The organism is Alishewanella jeotgali KCTC 22429, from assembly GCF_000245735.1.
Lineage (GTDB): Bacteria > Pseudomonadota > Gammaproteobacteria > Enterobacterales > Alteromonadaceae > Alishewanella > Alishewanella jeotgali.
Genome location: NZ_AHTH01000018.1, coordinates 13901 through 30476, shown reverse-complemented (window position 1 = coordinate 30476; position 16576 = coordinate 13901). Strand labels below are relative to the sequence as shown.

The window sequence follows — 16576 nt, the reverse complement described above, 5'->3', positions numbered from 1 at the left end:
ACTGCGAAGGAAGAAACAAAGATGAATAAACCCACTCCGTCTGATGCCTGGCTGGCCGAAGAAGCAGAAGATCCGGCGCTGATCCGGGCGAAAATTGTTAGTGAAACAGCGCGGATCAGTTGGCTGGAGCTGCAAAAGTTTTATGCCGCCGGCAGTGTGATTAGCGTCGCAGCCGAGCTGGATTTGATTGACGTGGCCTTTGCGTTTAGTCGCGATGATAAGCAGCAGGTTGCGCAGTGGTTGCAAAATGCTCAGGTGGTTCGTACCAGCGAACAGCAAGCGCAGCAATGGTATCAGCAACAGGCCGAACTGTGGGCCGTGGTCATTTCACCCTGGGTTCTGGTGCAGGATAAGCCATTACCGCAACAGTTAAATTAACCCCTACCTGCGCAGGAGCCTGTTATGAGCCTGGACTATAAAACCGTTGCCTGTTCTCACATTACGCTGTCGCAGTTGATGTTACCCTCCCACTCCAACTTTAGCGGTAAGATCCACGGTGGCTATCTGCTATCGCTGATGGACCAGATCGCCTTTGCCTGTGGCTCTAAATTTAGTGGTAAATACTGTGTCACGGCGTCGGTGGACCGGGTGGATTTTCTCAGTCCGATCGAAGTCGGGGAGTTGGTGACACTGAATGCTTCGGTGAACTATGTCGGTACCAGCTCAATGGTGGTCGGGATCCGGGTTGAAGCGCAGAATATTCAAACCGGTCAGATAAAGCATTGTAACTCGTCGTACTTTACGATGATTGCCAAGGACGCGGATACCGGCAAGCCGGTGGCGGTGCCACGCTTGATCCTGCGTAGCAAGGAAGAAGTGATGCGGTACCTGAAAGCCGCCGAGCGTATTGAACTGCGCAAGCAAAAACCGGCGTCGGCCGAGCCCTTTGCCGGCTGTCTGGAGCAGGCAGTCTGCGAAATCCGCCAACATCATGATGCCAGAGTAGAATTGGTGATTTAACCTATAAAAAAGGGCGGCCATGAGCCGCCCTGATTTGCAGAAAACCACAGCAGGTGCCGGCGTTAGTAACCCGCGGCCTGACCATCTTTACGGGATTCGGAGGCGCCGATCCAAACACCATTGACATGGTCTTTCATAATCGCCTGATAGCCACCATAGCCACCTAAGCCATAACGCACATCATGACCACGCTTTTGCAGCTCGCGTACCGTTTCAAACGGGATGCCGCGCTCAACCTCAATATAGCCACCGTTTTTCAGATAGGCATCCTGGCCGTCCGTAGGTTCAGTGCTGCCCAGATGCTGCCAACGGGCGGCATCACCGGCTTCCTGCAGGTTCATACCAAAATCCACCATATTGACCAGAATTTGCACATGGCCCTGCGGCTGCATGGCGCCGCCCATTACGCCATAGCTGATCAGCGGCTTGCCGTCCTTGGTCACAAAGGCCGGAATAATGGTATTAAAGGCACGCTTACCAGGCTCATAGACGTTGGCGTGATTTTTATCCATCGAGAACAACTGGCCACGATCCTGGAACACAAAGCCTAAGCCCGGCACCACCACGCCAGAGCCCATGCCACGGTAGTTGCTCTGAATTAATGACACCATATTGCCGTCTTTATCGGCGGTGGTCATATAGATGGTATCGCCTTCATACAGATGCGGGTTGCCGGCATCGACGCGCTGGGCGGCACGTTGGCTAATCAGCTTGGCGCGCTCGCGGCCGTATTCCTCAGAAATCAGTTTGCTGATTGGTGTTTTGTAAAAGTCCATATCGGCATAAAACTTGGCGCGATCTTCAAAGGCCAGTTTTTTTGCTTCTACCATCAGGTGGATGCTTTCCGGGCTGTTAAAACCGAGGGCGGCCAGATCAAAGTTCTTGAGTATTTGCAGCATTTGTAAGGCAGCAATACCCTGGCCGTTTGGCGGCAACTCCCAAAGGGTATAGCCTTTATAGTCGACGCCCACCGGCTCTACCCAGTCCGAACGGTGATTGGCAAAGTCGGCAAAGCGCAGATAGCCACCGTTTTCAGTCATAAATTTATCGATTTTGCGGGTAATTTCGCCCCGGTAAAAAGCATCACGACCGTCTTTGGCGACGGTGCGTAGCGTGTACGCCAGGCCCGGGTTCTTAAAAATCTGGCCCTTAGCTGGCGCCTTACCATTAATGGTAAAGCTGCCTTTAAAATCGCCGGGTTGTGGGCTTAACACTGGCACACTGCGATCCCAATAGTAGGCGATTAGTTCAGTAACCGGGAAACCTTTTTCGGCGTAATCGATAGTGGGTTGTAGCAGCTGTGGCATTGGCAGCTTACCGAATTTCTGGTGCATTTCAAACCAGCCATCGATAGTACCGGGCACGCTAATTGGCAGCATGCCATGGGGTGGTAAATCGCTGCGGCCCAGTTTATCCAGCTCGGCCTTTAAGGTGTCATAACTTAATCCCAGCGGCGAGCGGCCAGAGGCATTTAGCCCATAGAGCTTGCCGGTTTTGGCATCCCAGATCATGGCGTAGAGATCACCACCAATGCCATTACCGGTCGGCTCCATTAAACCCAGGGCCGCATTGGCGGCAATGGCGGCATCAATTGCGTTGCCGCCTTGTTTCATAATATCCAATGCAATCTGGGTTGCCAGTGGGTGGCTGGTGGCCGCCATAGCTTCTGTTGCGATCACTTCGGAGCGGCTGGCAAAGTCTTTACCGGTAATGCGATCGAAAGCCTGTACCAGCGGCGAGGCGGTGATACTTAGCCCCAGCGCCAGCGTTAACAGTGTTTGCTGCATAAATTTTATCCCCTGTGGTTTTGGTTAAACTTAAGCAGTTGTTAATACGCATACCAGCGGCTTTCGCTCAGTGGTTAGTTTTCGGCGTTAAGCGGGTGGGCACTTAGCTGTTGGCGTTCCTGTTCGGTTAACAACGCCGCCTGTTGCTGTTGATAATCAAATTTCACCATGGCGGCAGTGCCCGATACCGTTTTCTGGCCGTTTTGCCAGGCTTCCTGATACACCTTAAACGAGCGATTACCCACTTCACTGATCCAGGTTCGAATTTCTACCGGCTGGCCATAATGGGTCTGGGCATGGTAATTCAGTTGAATACCGGCAATAATCAAAGCCCATTTTTTAACGTCCAGATCTGGGGTAAAGATTCGGAACACCGGCTGGCGGGCGCTTTCAAACCAGACGGCAAACACCGTGTTATTAATATGCCCTAAGGCATCAGTATCAGAAAAACGGGGCTGGATAACCTCGGTAAACATCAGTAGGACCTTGTAATGACCAATTTTATTGAAGTGTATGATAATGCGTTAAGCTCGGCACTTTGCCAACAGCTGATTAGCACCTTTGAGCAAAGCCCGCATACGCAAACCGGCCGTACCGGCGCAGGCGTTGATACCAGCAAAAAAATCAGTACCGATCTGTATCTGAATGAGCATGCTGAGTACCAGGCGTTATTACAGCAGATTATTCAGGTTACCACCCACTATGCACATCAGTATTTTCAGAAGTACCATTTTGCCTTGATTGCGCCTGTGGGCATCACCACCCAGGATCCGGTCAGTGGCGCCCCCTTGCCGGTCACCCATGAAAATTTCAGCCAGTTTAGTGAGCAACAAACCTTTGATTTTATGCGTACCCTGTACCGGCTGGGGCCTATTCAGGCGCAAAAATATGCCGCCGGTAAGGGCAACTACAACTACTGGCATTGCGAGGTTTACCCCCAGCTGCCGGACAATGAACCGTTGCACCGTAGCTTGCTGTTTATGTTCTATCTGAATGATGTAGCCGAAGGCGGCGAGACCGAGTTTTATTATCAGCAGCAGCGTATTCAACCGAAAGCTGGCCGCATGGTAATAGCGCCGGCCTATTTTACCCACACTCATCGCGGCTGCATCCCGGTATCCGGTGACAAGTACATACTGACCAGTTGGATTTTACTGCAACGGGCCGAAACCCTGTACGGGCTACCCACAAAGTAATAGTGACAGTAAAACAATCATAAAGCCAAATGATAACAATTGCTGTTTGAGTTTTTAATTGCTAAGATGCGCGGCAATTTCATACATCATGATTATCCAGGAGAGGTTTTATGTTGTCGACTAAACGTCAGCCCGTGGCTTTAGCCGTGGCGCTATCTTTAGGTGTGGTGAGCATGGCTGCAGCTGCGGAAGAAGCTGCCGCAGAAAGTAGTGCAGAAAAAGTGATGCCCTCTATTGAGGTGATCCGGGTCAAGGGTGATCAGCAGCTGCATCGTTTTGATGAAACCGGGTCGGTGATCCTGATCGACCGCGCCCAGATTGAGCAGGTGCAGCCACTGTCGACAGAGGATGTTTTGCGCCGGGTACCAGGTATCAATATTAAAGGTGAAGAAGAGACCTCCATTGTTGCGAATTTCGGTATTCGTGGCTTGTCTGCCAGTGAATCCAAATCCTTATTACTGGAAGATGGCGTACCGGTAGCACCAGGCTTATTTATCGGTAATGATCGCTACTTTAACACCCGTATTCAGCGGGTGGAGTCGGTTGAAGTGTTAAAAGGTTCGGCCTCTTTACGTTATGGCCCTTCGACTATCGGTGGCGTAGTAAACTATATCACCAAAACTCCTACTGATGGTGTACAGCTGTCTGCCCGCGCCGGTTCTTTCAATCTACGTGAGATGACACTGGAAGCCGGTGCTAAAAACCAGGCCGAAGATGCCTTCTTAGGCGTGGTGGCCACTAAAGCCAAGAGCGATGGCTTTATGGACAAGGGTTACGATATGTCTGATGTGATGGTTAAAGCCGGTTTAGCCATTAGCGATAAGCAAAAAGTCGGGATTAAATTTGCCTATCATGAAAATGAGGCCAATATTTCCTATCGTGGACTTTTGCTGCAGCAATACCTGAATGGTGAGCGTAACAACCCGGCACCGGATGACTGGTATCTGACCGATCGCACGGCTTTTGACCTGAACCATGAATATGTATTTGATAATAATGCCAAATTAAACACCTTGGTTTACTGGAGTAATACGACCCGCGATTACTGGCGTTATGACGCCAATACTGCCGCCTCGAATATCGCAGGGCGTTGGGTTTACACCAATAATATCGTCGGTAACAACCGTAGTTTTGAACGTTTGGGCATTGAAAGCCGGTTAAGCTTTGATCAACAACTGTTTGGTTATGCTGCCGCTACCGAGTTTGGCCTGCGCCTGATGGAAGAAAAATCAAATGACACCCGGATCCGGGCGACCCGCGCGGCTGACCGCTCAGGTACCAATGACCGTCATATTATTGATTCTGCTAATAGTGTCGCCGGTTATGCGCAAAGCCGTATTCAGCTGACTGATGCCTTTGCCGTTACCCCAGGTTTAAGGGTTGAGTCTTATGAGCAAAAACGCACCATCCTGACGCAGAATGGTGACAGTGCTAAGACCTCTAACACCGAATTGCTACCAGGCGTAGGCGCAACCTACGAGTTAACTGCGAATGCACAATTATACGGTGGTGTGTATCGCGCTTTCTCGCCAGCATCAAATGGTGTCGCACTGGATGGTTTAACCGATCAGCAGTTAGATGGTGAACGTTCAGTTAACTATGAGCTGGGCTTACGTGGCACAGTGGGTGCGGCTAACTACGAAGTATCGGCTTTCTATATGGACTTTGCCAATCAGGTCGTTACCGGTAACAGTGATCCCAACCTGTCACAATCCAATGCCGGTAAAACCGAGCATACCGGTATGGAGTTCCTGTTTGGTTATAATCTGGGTGCTGGTTTCCGCTTAGATACCAATGCGACCTGGGTGCCGACTTCTGAGTTTAAAACGGGTGTCAATGCTGGCAACCGCCTGCCATATGCGCCCAAGGTGCTGGCTAATGTGGCCTTAAGCTACAGCGCTGATGCTTTTAGTGTTGCGTTGACTGCACACCACCGTGGTGAGCAATTCGGTGATCCAAGCAACCGCGTCGATATTCCGGCTAATGCGGCAGGCGGTATCTGGGGTGGCTTATTACCGGCTTACACTGTCTATGATTTACTGGCGCAATATACTGCTTTTGAAGGCTTTACTGTTTATGGCTCAGTGAAGAATCTGACCGATAAGCAGTATATCGCAGGTCTGCGTCAGGGGATCTATGTTGGTCCTGAGCGCGCCTTTGAAGCCGGTTTCCGTTACCGCTTCTAAAGCTAAACATTGGTATGACTAAGCCCGCTTTGTGCGGGCTTTTTTATGAACCACTATTGCTGTTTATCCAGCTTAAAAAAGTTCCCTAAATCACAACAATCCTCATTATCGATATTGATCTTAATAATGATAATGGTTATCATTTGCACCATCTTTTAGGGCGGGAAGCCATTACAGGAGTTAGGTTAATGTTGTTTGCTGATAAGTCACTGCTTCGTCAAAGTGCTTTGGCGCTGGCTATCGCCAGTGCGCTGAGTAGTCCAGTTACCCAAGCGGAAGAGGCGGCCGGTAGCCATATAGAGGTGATCGTGGTAACAGCCTCGGGTTACGAACAGAAGCTGGTGGATGCACCGGCCAGTATCTCGGTGATTACTCAGGAAGAGTTGCGGGCGCGGCCCTACACCACACTGTTAGATGCAGTTAGAGATCTGGAAGGTGTCGACATTGGTGAAACGCGCGATAAAACCGGCCAGGGTACCATTAGCCTGCGCGGTATGGGCGCGGATTATACCCTGACCCTGGTTGACGGTAAGCGGCAGAATAACCATGGCGATATCTATCCGAATGCTTTTGCTGGCAATCAGTTTGGCCATATTCCACCGCTGGATGCCATTGATCGGATTGAGGTGATCCGCGGCCCGGCGTCAACCCTGTATGGCGCCGATGCGCTGGGCGGCGTGATCAATATTATTACCAAAAAGGTCACCGAAAACTGGAGCGGCTCTGTGACCCATAGCCGTTCAAAACAAAGCGACAGTGCTTACGGCGATGATATTACCACCGACTTTAACGTAATGGGCCCGTTGATCCCCGGTGTATTGGGCATGGCAGTACGCGGCAGCGTCTATAATCGTCTAAGTTCGACGCCAGAGTATGCGCCTGTCGTTTATCCAAATGGTGAAACTCGCACCCGCTCGCTGGGTTTTGGCGGTGGTGGCAAAACCGTAGATAACGAAAACCGGGTACTGGGTGGGCGTTTAAGCTGGACGCCGACCGCGCAGCAGACGATTTGGTTTGATATCGAGTCTTCAACGCAGGACTATGACAATACGCCCTTTATTAATGCTAATGGCGTGCGCGAATTCCCGCTCGGTACTGTAGATAATATCAATACCATCTGGGCGGCCGGCTTTTTCTGTAAAAACGGTGTCGGTAGTCGTGAAGCGGCTTGCGTACAAAGTGGCGGCACCTGGGCGCGGCGCGCTAACCCTCAGGTCGGCTACAGTGAAACCCAGGAGTTTACCCGTGATACCTGGTCGCTGACTCATGAAGGCAAATGGGACCAGCTCAACAGCTTTATCTCGCTCTCTTATGTCGATACTAATAACAACGGTCGAACTCTGCCTTTTAGTGTGGCAGAGCGGGCGTTGCTGCTGCAAATGATTGATGGCACGGGGTCTTACACTGGTTTAACCGAAGCGCAGCGTAAAGCATTGGCGGAAGCGACCTTCCTGCCGCGACCGAAGCGGGTGATGAATAGCAATCAGTATACCCTGGACCTGAAAGTCGACTTTCCGTTTGAAGCCGCCGGACGGCATACCATGGTTATGGGGGCGCAACTGATCCGTGGTGAACTGGAGGATGGCGTTTTTGGGATTGAAAGCGGCACTCCGGGGGCAGTACAGAAACATAATATGTGGTCCCTATTTGCTGAAGATACCTGGGATCTGACCGGCGCTTTCTCGCTAACTGCTGGCCTGCGGCACGATGATCATCAAGTCTTTGGTAATCAGTTAAGTCCGAGAGTCTATGGTGTTTATACGCTAAGCGATGCCTGGACCATTAAAGGTGGCGTCAGTACCGGCTTTAAAACACCTAAAACTACTCAGTTGTATGATGGCGTAGTCGGTTTCGGCGGTCAGGGCACCTCGCCGATGTTTGGTAACCCGGATTTAAAACCGGAAACCAGTGTATCGACCGAGCTGGCGGTGTATTGGAGTCATCCAAACGGGCATAACGTTAACGCCACAGTGTTTAAAAACGATTTTGATGACAAGCTCGCATCCCAGCCTTGCGGTGCGGGTACGAGTATTGTCTGTACTGAAACCGGTGAATTTGCCGAACTGGGTTATGCCACCAGCAGTAAGACCGTCAATATTGACAAGGTCACTATTCAGGGCGCTGAGCTGGCGGGCCGGGTCGAGTTGCTGGCGCAACTGGCGCTGCGTGCAAACTATACCTATACCGATAGCGAACAGAAAAGTGGTGCGTTAAAAGGCCGTCCGCTGGGTAATACCGCCAAACATATGGCTAACCTGACATTAAGCTGGCAGGCCAGTGATACATTAAATCTGTTCTTAACTTCTGAGTACCGCGACCGGCGCTACCGCTCCTGGGATACCGTGAACAACGAAGCGCTGTACTTTAAAGGCTATAACGTGCTGCATCTGGGTGCGGCTTATCAGGCCAGCGATGCGGTGAGTTTTAATTTCCGCATCAATAACCTGCTGGATAAAGACTTTACCTCATACAACATCGTGTTTACTGAGTGTAATGATACCGCCGCCAGCTGTGTTCGCGATAGCAGTGGCCAGAACGGTTACAGTGCCGCCTTTGTTGATGATTACAACAACAAAGATAAAAGCCGTAATTACTGGGTGGGGATGAATGTCCGCTTCTAACCGTAAGAAGCCGGCAGCAGCCATGGCGCGCCTGATGCGCGCCTTACACACCTACAGTGCAATGTGGGTGTTGTTGTTACTGCTGTTTTTCTCCATTACCGGCATCACCCTTAATCATCCGGACTGGCAAAGCAATTGGGGGGCGCGACAGCAGTTGCAGCAGTTGCCGCTGCCTGAGCCCCTGCAGCATTGGCCGCTGGTCACACAGCAGCAGGAGTATGCAACAACGCTGGTGGATTGGCTGCAACGCACTCAGGGCGTTGCTGGCATAAGCTGGCAGGCCCGGTTTGACAGCGATGAACAAACCCTGGAGCTGAGCTTTAAACGACCAGCGGGTTTTGCCGTCGCCCTGGTGGACTTTGCTGCCGCAGAAATAGAGCTGGAACAACAGTTTAACGGCTATCTGGCGTTGGCGAATGACCTGCATAAGGGGCGGGATAGCGGTGCCTTATGGAAAGCCCTGATTGACATTACCGCCATCGCCTGCCTGTTGTTTGCGCTGACTGGTTTTTATCTGTTGCTGAAAATGCCATCGAAAAAGCAGTTAGGTAACGCCCTGGCTGTGCTTGGCGGCGTGATGGCCGTGCTGGCGTATCTGCTGGCCTTTCACTAAAGCCGATCATTAACAAGGAGAACATTGTGAGAAAACCGCTATTTGCCCTGGCATTGCTGCTCGGCCTGGGCAGCCAGCCGCTGTCGGCGGCACAGGCCGACATTGTGCTGACGATCCCCGAGATTGCTACGGCGCAGTACTACCGGCCTTATGTCGCTGTCTGGGTGGAAGACGCCCAGCAGCAACCGGTAAAACTGATTGCCCTGTGGCGTAAGGAGCCTGACTGGCTAAAAGATATCCGCCGCTTCTGGCGCAAAATCGGCCGTAGTGATACTGCGCTGGTTGATGCGATGACCGGTGCCACCCGCACCCCCGGTCAGTACCGGTTAAGCTGGGACGGCACCGATGATCAGGGGCAGGCGCTGGCCCCTGGTGCTTATACGCTCTATGTTGAAGCCTCGCGGGAGCAGGGCGGGCGTAGCCTGCAAAAAATTGATTTTCAGTTAAATGGTCAACCACAACAACTGAATGCGGCGGCGGCTGAAGAGCTGGGACCGTTGACGCTGACGCTTAAATAAGTGACTAAACAGAAGAAGGATATAGCGATGAAGAACTTACTTACTGCTGCCATGCTGGCACTTTTTAGCCAGGCGAGTCTGGCCCATACCCTGTGGGTGATGCCAAGTCATTTTGTGTTATCAGGCGAAGACACCTGGATTTCGGTCGATGTGTCTGCCGCCAATATGACCTTTGTCGCCGATAAAGGGGTATCGCCTGACAATCTGAGCCTGGTGTTTCCTGATGGCAGCCGGCATAAGTTTAGTCAGAGTTATCAGGGCAAACGCAAATCCCAGGCCGACCATCAGCTGGTGCAGGAAGGCACTTACCTGATTGAAAATGGTGGCCCGGCGCGCTACTTCACTATGTTTGAGGTGAACGGCGAGCGTAAGCGCATTATGGCGGATAAGCGGGCGGCGGCTAAAGAGCTACCGGCTGGCGCGACTAAGGTGACGACCAGCCGGGGGCAGAGTAAAGCCCTGGCGGTGGTGACGGTAAAGGCACCGAATCGCACTGCGCTGGACCCGAAAGGGGATGGCTTTGAACTGAACTTTATTACCCATCCGGCGGATTATGTGGCAGAGGATAAGATTGAATGGCAACTGCTAATGGACGGCAAACCCGCTGCCGGTGTTAAGGTAGAGCTTTCTCAGCAGGATGAGTTATACCGTAATGCGGCCGGGCGGCAGATGCTGGAAACGGATGCGGCGGGCAAACTGGCTTTTACCCCGACGCAAGCCGGTCGTTACCTGATCGAGGCCAGCTATCAGTCAGCAGAAAAGACTGAACTGGCAGATCAGAGCCGGGCGACACTGACCCTGACTTTTGAAGTCGGCTTACCTTAACGGGGGGTTGCGGTGACGGCTGTCTGTGCAGACTGCCGTCGTCGCACTTTATGCTGTCGCAGCGTGCTGGAAGTACTTTATCATCTGTAAATGCGGTATATCGTCTTCCAGGTAGGGCTCGCTGGCGGCACGGAAACCGAGATCTTCATAAAACCGCTGCAAATAACACTGGGCTGAAATATAAATATCCGTTGCCGGCCACAGTTCATTGGCCACCGCCAGCGTACGCTCTACTAACACCCTGCCAAGCCCCAAGCGGCGTGCCGTTTGTGACACACAAACCCGGCCAATGCCCGGATAGCCGGCAAAGCTGACGTTGGGGGCCAGTACTCTGGCATAAGCAATCACCTTGTCGCCTTTCTTCAGCAGCACATGGCGACTTTGCGGCTCTAAATCCTTTTCATCTAACTCCGGATAGGGACAGTTTTGTTCGACGACAAATACATCCACCCGCAATTGCAAAAGGGAGTACAGGGTTCGCGTGTCCAGCTCGTCGAAGGTCAACACCTGCCATTGCATCATTTGGGTTCCTCTGGTTTACTCTTTTTTACTATAGCAAAGCAGACTAGCCGGCGACCAGCCCGCTGTGCTGCGAAATAGCCCGAGCATAGCCTTGGTCGTCACAAATTTGCAATCAACTGCTGGCATATTACGACTATTTTCCCGAATGATAATGATGGCGAACGTGAATGACTAAATCTCAGCAAGTAAACTACGATATTTCTGGCGTTGAGCCACAGGCAAACTTTTCTGATAACCCCAGTTTTCAGCAAGTCGTCGCGCAGCGATTAGATCGGCGCCAGTTTTTGCGCGGTGCCATGGCACTTGCGGTCGGCAGTTTTATTGGTACTAGCCTGGTAGGTTGCGATACTAAGGTTAGCGCCGTTAGTTCGGCAGTCAAACAGGGTTTAATGGGCTTTGAGGCTGTGGCGGTAAACCGTTTTGACAGTGTCACTGTGCCAACGGGTTACACTGCTAAGCCATTTTTACCCTGGGGCACACCGCTACTGGACGGCGCGGCGCCCTATAAAGCGGATGGCACTAATACCGCCGCCGATCAGGAAAAACAAATTGGCTCGCACCATGATGGCATGCACTTCTTCCCGATTGATTTAAAGGATGGTGGCACGGACTCGGGCGAAGGTTTACTGGTAATGAACCACGAATACTGTGATCCGATGATCCTGCACGCCTTTGGTGGTGCCGGCTTACCGCGGCAGGCGGAAGAGGTGCATAAGGAGCTGGCGGCACACGGCGTTAGTGTGGCCCATATCAAACGTGATGACAGTGGTCAGTGGCAACTGGTTGGCGGCAGTCAGTACAATCGTCGGATCACTGGCATGACACCGATGCAGCTGACCGGCCCGGTGCGCGGTCACGCCAAGGTTCGCACTCAGTACAGCCCGGACGGCACCGCCACCCGCGGCACGCTGAATAATTGTTCGCATGGTGTCACCCCCTGGGGCACCTATCTGACCTGCGAAGAGAACTGGGCGCTGCTGTTTGTAAACCGTGATCAGCGGATGCCGCGTGAGCATCGCCGTTATAGCGTGTCAGATTTTAATAGCATTATGCATTGGGAAACGGCGGCCAGGCAGGATCAGGTGCTGGCGCGTTTTGATGCATCAGCGGTTGCCGAAACTGCGGAGCAGGATTTCCGGCATGAGCCCAACACCTTTGGCTGGATTGTTGAGATTGACCCCTTTAACCCGGGCAGTGTACCGGTTAAGCACACGGCCATGGGGCGCTTTGCCCATGAAGGCGTGATTTTCGCCAAAGCAGAAGCCGGCAAGCCGCTGGTCGCCTATTCCGGCGACGACTCACGTTTTGAGTATATCTATAAATTTGTATCTAAAGAGCTCTATGATCCGGCAACGGCCGGTCCGCATCTGCTGGATAACGGCACCCTCTATGCCGCCCGCTTTAATGACGATGGCAGCGGTGAATGGCTGCCGCTGGACCTGGCAGATGCCGACTTCCGGGCCAAGGCCGAGGCGGCCAAGGTCGAGTTCAGTGATCAGGCTGATGTGCTGTTAAATACCCGGTTAGCGGCTGATATCGCAGGAGCTACCAAAATGGACCGGCCGGAATGGGGCGCGGTGCACCCGCAAACCGGCGAAGTATATTTTACGCTGACTAACAATGATCAACGGCATAGCTCACAGCTCAATGCCGCCAATCCGCGAGCCAGCAATAGCCAGGGCCACATTATCCGTTGGCGTGAGCAGGCACAGCAGCGCTTTAACTGGGATATCTTTATGCTAAGTGGCGACGTCTTTACCTACACGCCGCAGCATCAGTTTATGTTGACCGCTGAGAATCACCATGCCTCGCCGGACGGGCTTTGGTTTGACCCCAATGGCTTATTGTGGATCCAGACCGATATGTCGGGCAGTCAGCTCAGTGGTGGGGCCTTTGGTAACAACCAGATGCTAGTCGCCGATGTGGCAACGCATCAGATGAAACGCTTCCTGGTGGGGCCGGTGGGCTGTGAGATCACCGGCGTGGTGATGACGCCGGACTGCCGAACTATGTTTGTCAATATTCAGCATCCGGGGGAGGGATCTGGCCCGTACAGCTTTAGCAGTACCTGGCCGGATCGCGGTACCCGCAGGCCACGCTCGGCAACGGTAATTATTACCAAGGATGATGGCGGTATCATCGGTAGTTAACGGATCAATAAGGCGATACCCGCTACGGTTAGCACGGCGCCTGCCCAGGCGCCCCAGGCTGGCCGGCGGCGGTATACCAACCATAACATAGGTAGAATCAACACCGGACTAACAGAGGAAAACAGCGCCACCATACCGGCGTCACCACTTTTTAGCGCCTGCAGAATTAAGGTCATGCCCAGTACCATCGACAGGCTGGCGTTAATAAACACATAGCCGAAGATTTTCGGTGTCAGGGGTAAATAGCTTTTCGCAATACGCCAACCCAGTAACCAAACCAGCAGGTGCAATGCAAAGCCGGTGCTCATCCGCACGGCAGAGCCGGCTATTGCATCCAGGCCCTGTACCATCAGCGGTTTCAGCATCAGGGTTGAAACGGCCTGACACAGTGCCGATAATAATGCCAACGCTATGCCAATTTTCAGCCCTTGCTGGCTGCTTTCCCACTGATGTTGCTCCTCTTTGCGTTTACCAAAAGCGATGGCAATCATCACGCCGCCGACTAACAGGCTGCCGCCAACCAGGGTCAGTCCCCACAGGGTTTCACCCAAAAAAAAGTACGCCAGCAGCACGGAGAACAGCGCATGGGTTGCGAACAACACACCGGCCCGGCGCGGGCCAAGACGATTCATCGCGGCAAAGAGGGCTGTATCACCAATAAAGATCCCGATAGCACCGGATAGGACCAGCAGCAAAACCTGCGCTGACGCTAAGGTCTGCCAACTGCCACTGAGCAAGCTAAGTAGCCATAACAGCGACATAGCAATCAGCATCCGATAGCGGGTAAAGGCAAAGGCACCTAAATGGGTAGCGGCCTGCGCCGACAATAAACTGCCAAAGGCCCAGCAGGCAGCTGCCAGCAGCGCCAGATATTCGTATGACAAAAGGGCCACTCACTTAGCCGAAAAGGCCCTTATTATACCGCCAGCCGGTAGTTTAGCGTGCGGGCTTTAAGAACATTTTATGCTAATAAATACCGGATGATAAGTAACGGTCACCGCGATCACAGATAATCGCTACAATCACCGCATTATCCTGCTGCTCTGCCAATTTGATCGCTGCATAGACAGCGCCACCTGAGCTGACGCCGGCACAGATGCCTTCTTCCCGGGCCAGCCGGCGCATCATCTCTTCGGCATCTTTTTGGTAGATATCGATTACTTGATCGACGCGCTCAGGCTCAAAAAAGCCCGGCAGGTATTCTTTGGGCCAGCGGCGGATGCCGGGAATACTGGCGCCATCAGCCGGTTGCAAGCCAATAATCTGAATCGCCGGATTTTGCTGCTTTAAATAGCGGGAGGTGCCCATAATGGTACCGGTGGTGCCCATGCTGGAAACAAAATGCGTAATGCTGCCATTCGTTTGTTGCCATAACTCCGGGCCGGTACTGACATAATGTGCCGCCGGATTATCGGTATTATTAAACTGGTCCAGTACGATGCCCTTACCTTCAGCCTGCATTTGCAGCGCTAAATCACGCGCGCCTTCCATACCCTGCTCTTTAGTCACCAGAATCAGTTCGGCACCATAAGCACGCATCGAGGCTTTGCGCTCTTCGGTGGCATTCGCCGGCATAATCAGCGTCATCGGGTAACCTTTAATGGCGGCAGCCATTGCCAGTGCGATGCCGGTATTGCCGCTGGTGGCTTCAATTATCCGATCGCCGGGCTTGATGGTGCCACGCAATTCGGCCTGCACAATCATATTCAGCGCTGGCCGATCTTTTACTGAGCCGGCCGGGTTATTGCCTTCCAGCTTGCACAGTACAGTGCTGTTGGTATGGTTCGCCAGCCGCTGTAAACGTACCAGTGGCGTATTGCCCACATAGGCTTCAATAGTCGGGAAATTCATACGCAGTTCCTGTTTCAGGCGCCGCCGAGGCGACGCAGATTATCGCAAATAATAGCGCAGGCAATACCAACATTCAGCGATTCAGCCTGGCCAAAGGCCGGAATGGTGATCTTCCGGCTGACATGTCGGCCTACTGCATCGCTGATACCATTCGCTTCATTACCCAGTACGATATAGCCACCGCTGTGCGACATCCGGAGTTGGTGCACAGATTCGCCACCAAGATACGCTCCATAAACCGGCCGATCGGCAGCTTGTAACAAGGGTAACAGCGGCTGATAATGCAACTGTACCCGTAAAAATGAGCCCTTGGCTGCGGCTATCACTTTCGGATTAAAGGCGTCAGCAGTGTCCTCAGAGCAGAGGATATGCCGGATACCATACCAGTCAGCAATCCGGATAATGGTCCCGAGATTACCCGGATCGTTAATGCTGTCCAAAACCAGCACCCACTCTTGAGGTGCTAGAGGGCTAAAACTTCGTTGCGGTATCCGTACCACCGCCAGGGCGGCATCATTGCTGCTAAAGGTGCCCACCCGTTCCAGCTCGCTACTGCTGCAGCTTTGCAGTAGCTCAGCGCGTTGACTGTGCACACCGTGCGCGGAAAGAAAGCTTTCAGTGGCAAATAAGGCGACGACCGGCCAGTCTGACTGTAACAGCTCCAACACCGCTTTCTCACCTTCGACGAAGAACAGTTGCTCGGCTTTACGATGCTTTTTCAGGTGCAGCGATTTAATGAGCTTGGTCCACTTATTACTGATCATGCGCTTGTAACTGGGCTGTGAGGTATAGCGCTATTTTAACCAGTCTTGCCAAAGATGTCTGACTTTCTCGTTTATTTTCTGCGTTAACCCTTGAAGTTAGCGCCCAGCGGTGCCAATTATTCGTTAAGACGACGCAACCTATCGGCTTAAACGGCGTCTTACTCTGCAGTCCCTATTGCCACAGGAGTGACCTATGCAAGTTCAGATTAACAGTGACCGCAATATTCAGGCGGATGAGCGCCTGGCCGAATTTGTCCGCGATACGCTACAGCATAAATTGCAGCGTTTTGCAGATCACCTGACCCGGGTTGAGGTACACCTGAGTGATGAAAACGGAAGCACCAAACACGAAGGTAACGACAAGCGCTGCTTGCTGGAAGCCCGCCCGCAAGGGCTGGAGCCGGTAGCAGTAACCGAGTTTGCCCCGACGGTGGGGCAGGCCATTACCGGTGCGGCTGACAAGCTACAGCGCAAATTAAGTACGGTTATTGGCAAATTACGTGATAAGCAAAGCCACGGCCAGCGCCCGGACTTTGTAACAGAAGACGAAGTTAACTGAGGTTAGTTCAGGCCCGCCACCAGG

General features: G+C 52.6%; 16 protein-coding genes. 10 read left to right on the top strand and 6 right to left on the bottom strand.

Annotated features, from left to right (window positions below; all coding sequences use genetic code 11):
- Nucleotides 1–21: 21 nt before the first annotated feature.
- Both AJE_RS07475 and AJE_RS07470 read left to right on the top strand, forming a co-directional pair.
- The gene (locus AJE_RS07475) at nt 22–378 is read left to right on the top strand and encodes a DUF2288 family protein (protein ID WP_008950339.1); all 357 of its coding nucleotides are present in this window, start codon (nt 22–24) and stop codon (nt 376–378) included.
- Between the two features lie 24 nt (nt 379–402).
- A complete protein-coding gene (locus AJE_RS07470; RefSeq protein ID WP_008950338.1) occupies nt 403–960 on the top strand; it encodes an acyl-CoA thioesterase in 558 nt (185 codons plus the stop codon).
- A gap of 62 nt (nt 961–1022) precedes the next feature.
- Here AJE_RS07470 and ggt read toward each other — a convergent pair whose 3' ends face one another.
- A complete protein-coding gene (gene ggt, locus AJE_RS07465) occupies nt 1023–2747 on the bottom strand; it encodes a gamma-glutamyltransferase (protein ID WP_008950337.1) in 1725 nt (574 codons plus the stop codon).
- A 74-nt stretch (nt 2748–2821) separates the two neighbouring features.
- The gene (locus AJE_RS07460) at nt 2822–3223 is read right to left on the bottom strand and encodes an acyl-CoA thioesterase (protein WP_008606612.1); all 402 of its coding nucleotides are present in this window, start codon (nt 3221–3223) and stop codon (nt 2822–2824) included.
- 15 nt (nt 3224–3238) lie between these two features.
- Between AJE_RS07460 and AJE_RS07455 the strand changes: the two genes are divergently transcribed.
- The 6 genes from AJE_RS07455 (at nt 3239) to AJE_RS07430 (ending at nt 10706) form a co-directional block, all read left to right on the top strand.
- Nucleotides 3239–3943: a 2OG-Fe(II) oxygenase gene (locus tag AJE_RS07455; protein WP_008950336.1), complete on the top strand. Its 705-nt coding sequence runs from the start codon at nt 3239–3241 to the stop codon at nt 3941–3943.
- A 110-nt stretch (nt 3944–4053) separates the two neighbouring features.
- Nucleotides 4054–6129, top strand: a complete 2076-nt coding sequence (locus tag AJE_RS07450; RefSeq protein ID WP_008950335.1) for a TonB-dependent receptor family protein — start codon at nt 4054–4056, stop codon at nt 6127–6129.
- A gap of 188 nt (nt 6130–6317) precedes the next feature.
- Entirely contained in the window at nt 6318–8750 is a 2433-nt protein-coding gene (locus AJE_RS07445; RefSeq protein WP_008950334.1) for a TonB-dependent receptor domain-containing protein, read from the top strand.
- The gene (locus AJE_RS07440) at nt 8737–9363 is read left to right on the top strand and encodes a PepSY-associated TM helix domain-containing protein (protein ID WP_008950333.1); all 627 of its coding nucleotides are present in this window, start codon (nt 8737–8739) and stop codon (nt 9361–9363) included. The genes AJE_RS07445 and AJE_RS07440 overlap by 14 nt, the downstream gene beginning before the upstream one ends.
- Nucleotides 9364–9389: 26 nt before the next feature.
- Nucleotides 9390–9881, top strand: coding sequence for a DUF2271 domain-containing protein (locus AJE_RS07435; RefSeq protein WP_008606617.1), 492 nt, complete (start codon nt 9390–9392; stop codon nt 9879–9881).
- Between the two features lie 27 nt (nt 9882–9908).
- On the top strand, nt 9909–10706 hold the full coding sequence (locus tag AJE_RS07430; RefSeq protein WP_008950332.1) for a DUF4198 domain-containing protein: 798 nt from the start codon (nt 9909–9911) through the stop codon (nt 10704–10706).
- A 48-nt stretch (nt 10707–10754) separates the two neighbouring features.
- Here the strand turns inward: AJE_RS07430 and AJE_RS07425 are convergent, their stop codons facing one another.
- Nucleotides 10755–11228 carry a GNAT family N-acetyltransferase gene (locus tag AJE_RS07425; protein WP_202799377.1) on the bottom strand — a complete coding sequence of 158 codons (474 nt, stop codon included), beginning with the start codon at nt 11226–11228 and terminating at the stop codon, nt 10755–10757.
- A gap of 167 nt (nt 11229–11395) precedes the next feature.
- Between AJE_RS07425 and AJE_RS07420 the strand changes: the two genes are divergently transcribed.
- Entirely contained in the window at nt 11396–13378 is a 1983-nt protein-coding gene (locus tag AJE_RS07420) for a PhoX family protein (protein WP_008950330.1), read from the top strand.
- Here the strand turns inward: AJE_RS07420 and AJE_RS07415 are convergent.
- The 3 genes from AJE_RS07415 to AJE_RS07405 all read right to left on the bottom strand — a co-directional run bounded on the left by AJE_RS07415 (nt 13375) and on the right by AJE_RS07405 (nt 15993).
- The gene (locus tag AJE_RS07415; RefSeq protein ID WP_237709322.1) at nt 13375–14271 is read right to left on the bottom strand and encodes a DMT family transporter; all 897 of its coding nucleotides are present in this window, start codon (nt 14269–14271) and stop codon (nt 13375–13377) included. The two genes, AJE_RS07420 and AJE_RS07415, sit on opposite strands and share 4 nt — an antisense overlap.
- Before the next feature lie 73 nt (nt 14272–14344).
- Complete coding sequence (gene cysM, locus AJE_RS07410) at nt 14345–15229, bottom strand: cysteine synthase CysM (protein WP_008950328.1); 885 nt, start codon at nt 15227–15229, stop codon at nt 14345–14347.
- 14 nt (nt 15230–15243) lie between these two features.
- Entirely contained in the window at nt 15244–15993 is a 750-nt protein-coding gene (locus AJE_RS07405) for a TrmH family RNA methyltransferase (protein ID WP_008950327.1), read from the bottom strand.
- A 193-nt stretch (nt 15994–16186) separates the two neighbouring features.
- On the opposite strand from AJE_RS07405, the gene AJE_RS07400 reads away from it, so the two are divergent.
- Nucleotides 16187–16552, top strand: coding sequence for an HPF/RaiA family ribosome-associated protein (locus AJE_RS07400; protein WP_008606624.1), 366 nt, complete (start codon nt 16187–16189; stop codon nt 16550–16552).
- Nucleotides 16553–16576 lie beyond the last annotated feature (24 nt).

Coding starts and splice junctions, on each gene's coding strand:
- AJE_RS07450 (WP_008950335.1), top strand. CDS start 4,054: ATGTTGTCGACTAAACGTCAGCCCGTGGCTTTAGCCGTGGCGCTATCT.
- AJE_RS07440 (WP_008950333.1), top strand. CDS start 8,737: ATGTCCGCTTCTAACCGTAAGAAGCCGGCAGCAGCCATGGCGCGCCTG.
- AJE_RS07400 (WP_008606624.1), top strand. CDS start 16,187: ATGCAAGTTCAGATTAACAGTGACCGCAATATTCAGGCGGATGAGCGC.
- ggt (WP_008950337.1), bottom strand. CDS start 2,747: ATGCAGCAAACACTGTTAACGCTGGCGCTGGGGCTAAGTATCACCGCC.
- AJE_RS07445 (WP_008950334.1), top strand. CDS start 6,318: ATGTTGTTTGCTGATAAGTCACTGCTTCGTCAAAGTGCTTTGGCGCTG.
- cysM (WP_008950328.1), bottom strand. CDS start 15,229: ATGAATTTCCCGACTATTGAAGCCTATGTGGGCAATACGCCACTGGTA.
- AJE_RS07425 (WP_202799377.1), bottom strand. CDS start 11,228: ATGATGCAATGGCAGGTGTTGACCTTCGACGAGCTGGACACGCGAACC.
- AJE_RS07455 (WP_008950336.1), top strand. CDS start 3,239: ATGACCAATTTTATTGAAGTGTATGATAATGCGTTAAGCTCGGCACTT.
- AJE_RS07405 (WP_008950327.1), bottom strand. CDS start 15,993: ATGATCAGTAATAAGTGGACCAAGCTCATTAAATCGCTGCACCTGAAA.
- AJE_RS07420 (WP_008950330.1), top strand. CDS start 11,396: ATGACTAAATCTCAGCAAGTAAACTACGATATTTCTGGCGTTGAGCCA.
- AJE_RS07460 (WP_008606612.1), bottom strand. CDS start 3,223: ATGTTTACCGAGGTTATCCAGCCCCGTTTTTCTGATACTGATGCCTTA.
- AJE_RS07430 (WP_008950332.1), top strand. CDS start 9,909: ATGAAGAACTTACTTACTGCTGCCATGCTGGCACTTTTTAGCCAGGCG.
- AJE_RS07470 (WP_008950338.1), top strand. CDS start 403: ATGAGCCTGGACTATAAAACCGTTGCCTGTTCTCACATTACGCTGTCG.
- AJE_RS07475 (WP_008950339.1), top strand. CDS start 22: ATGAATAAACCCACTCCGTCTGATGCCTGGCTGGCCGAAGAAGCAGAA.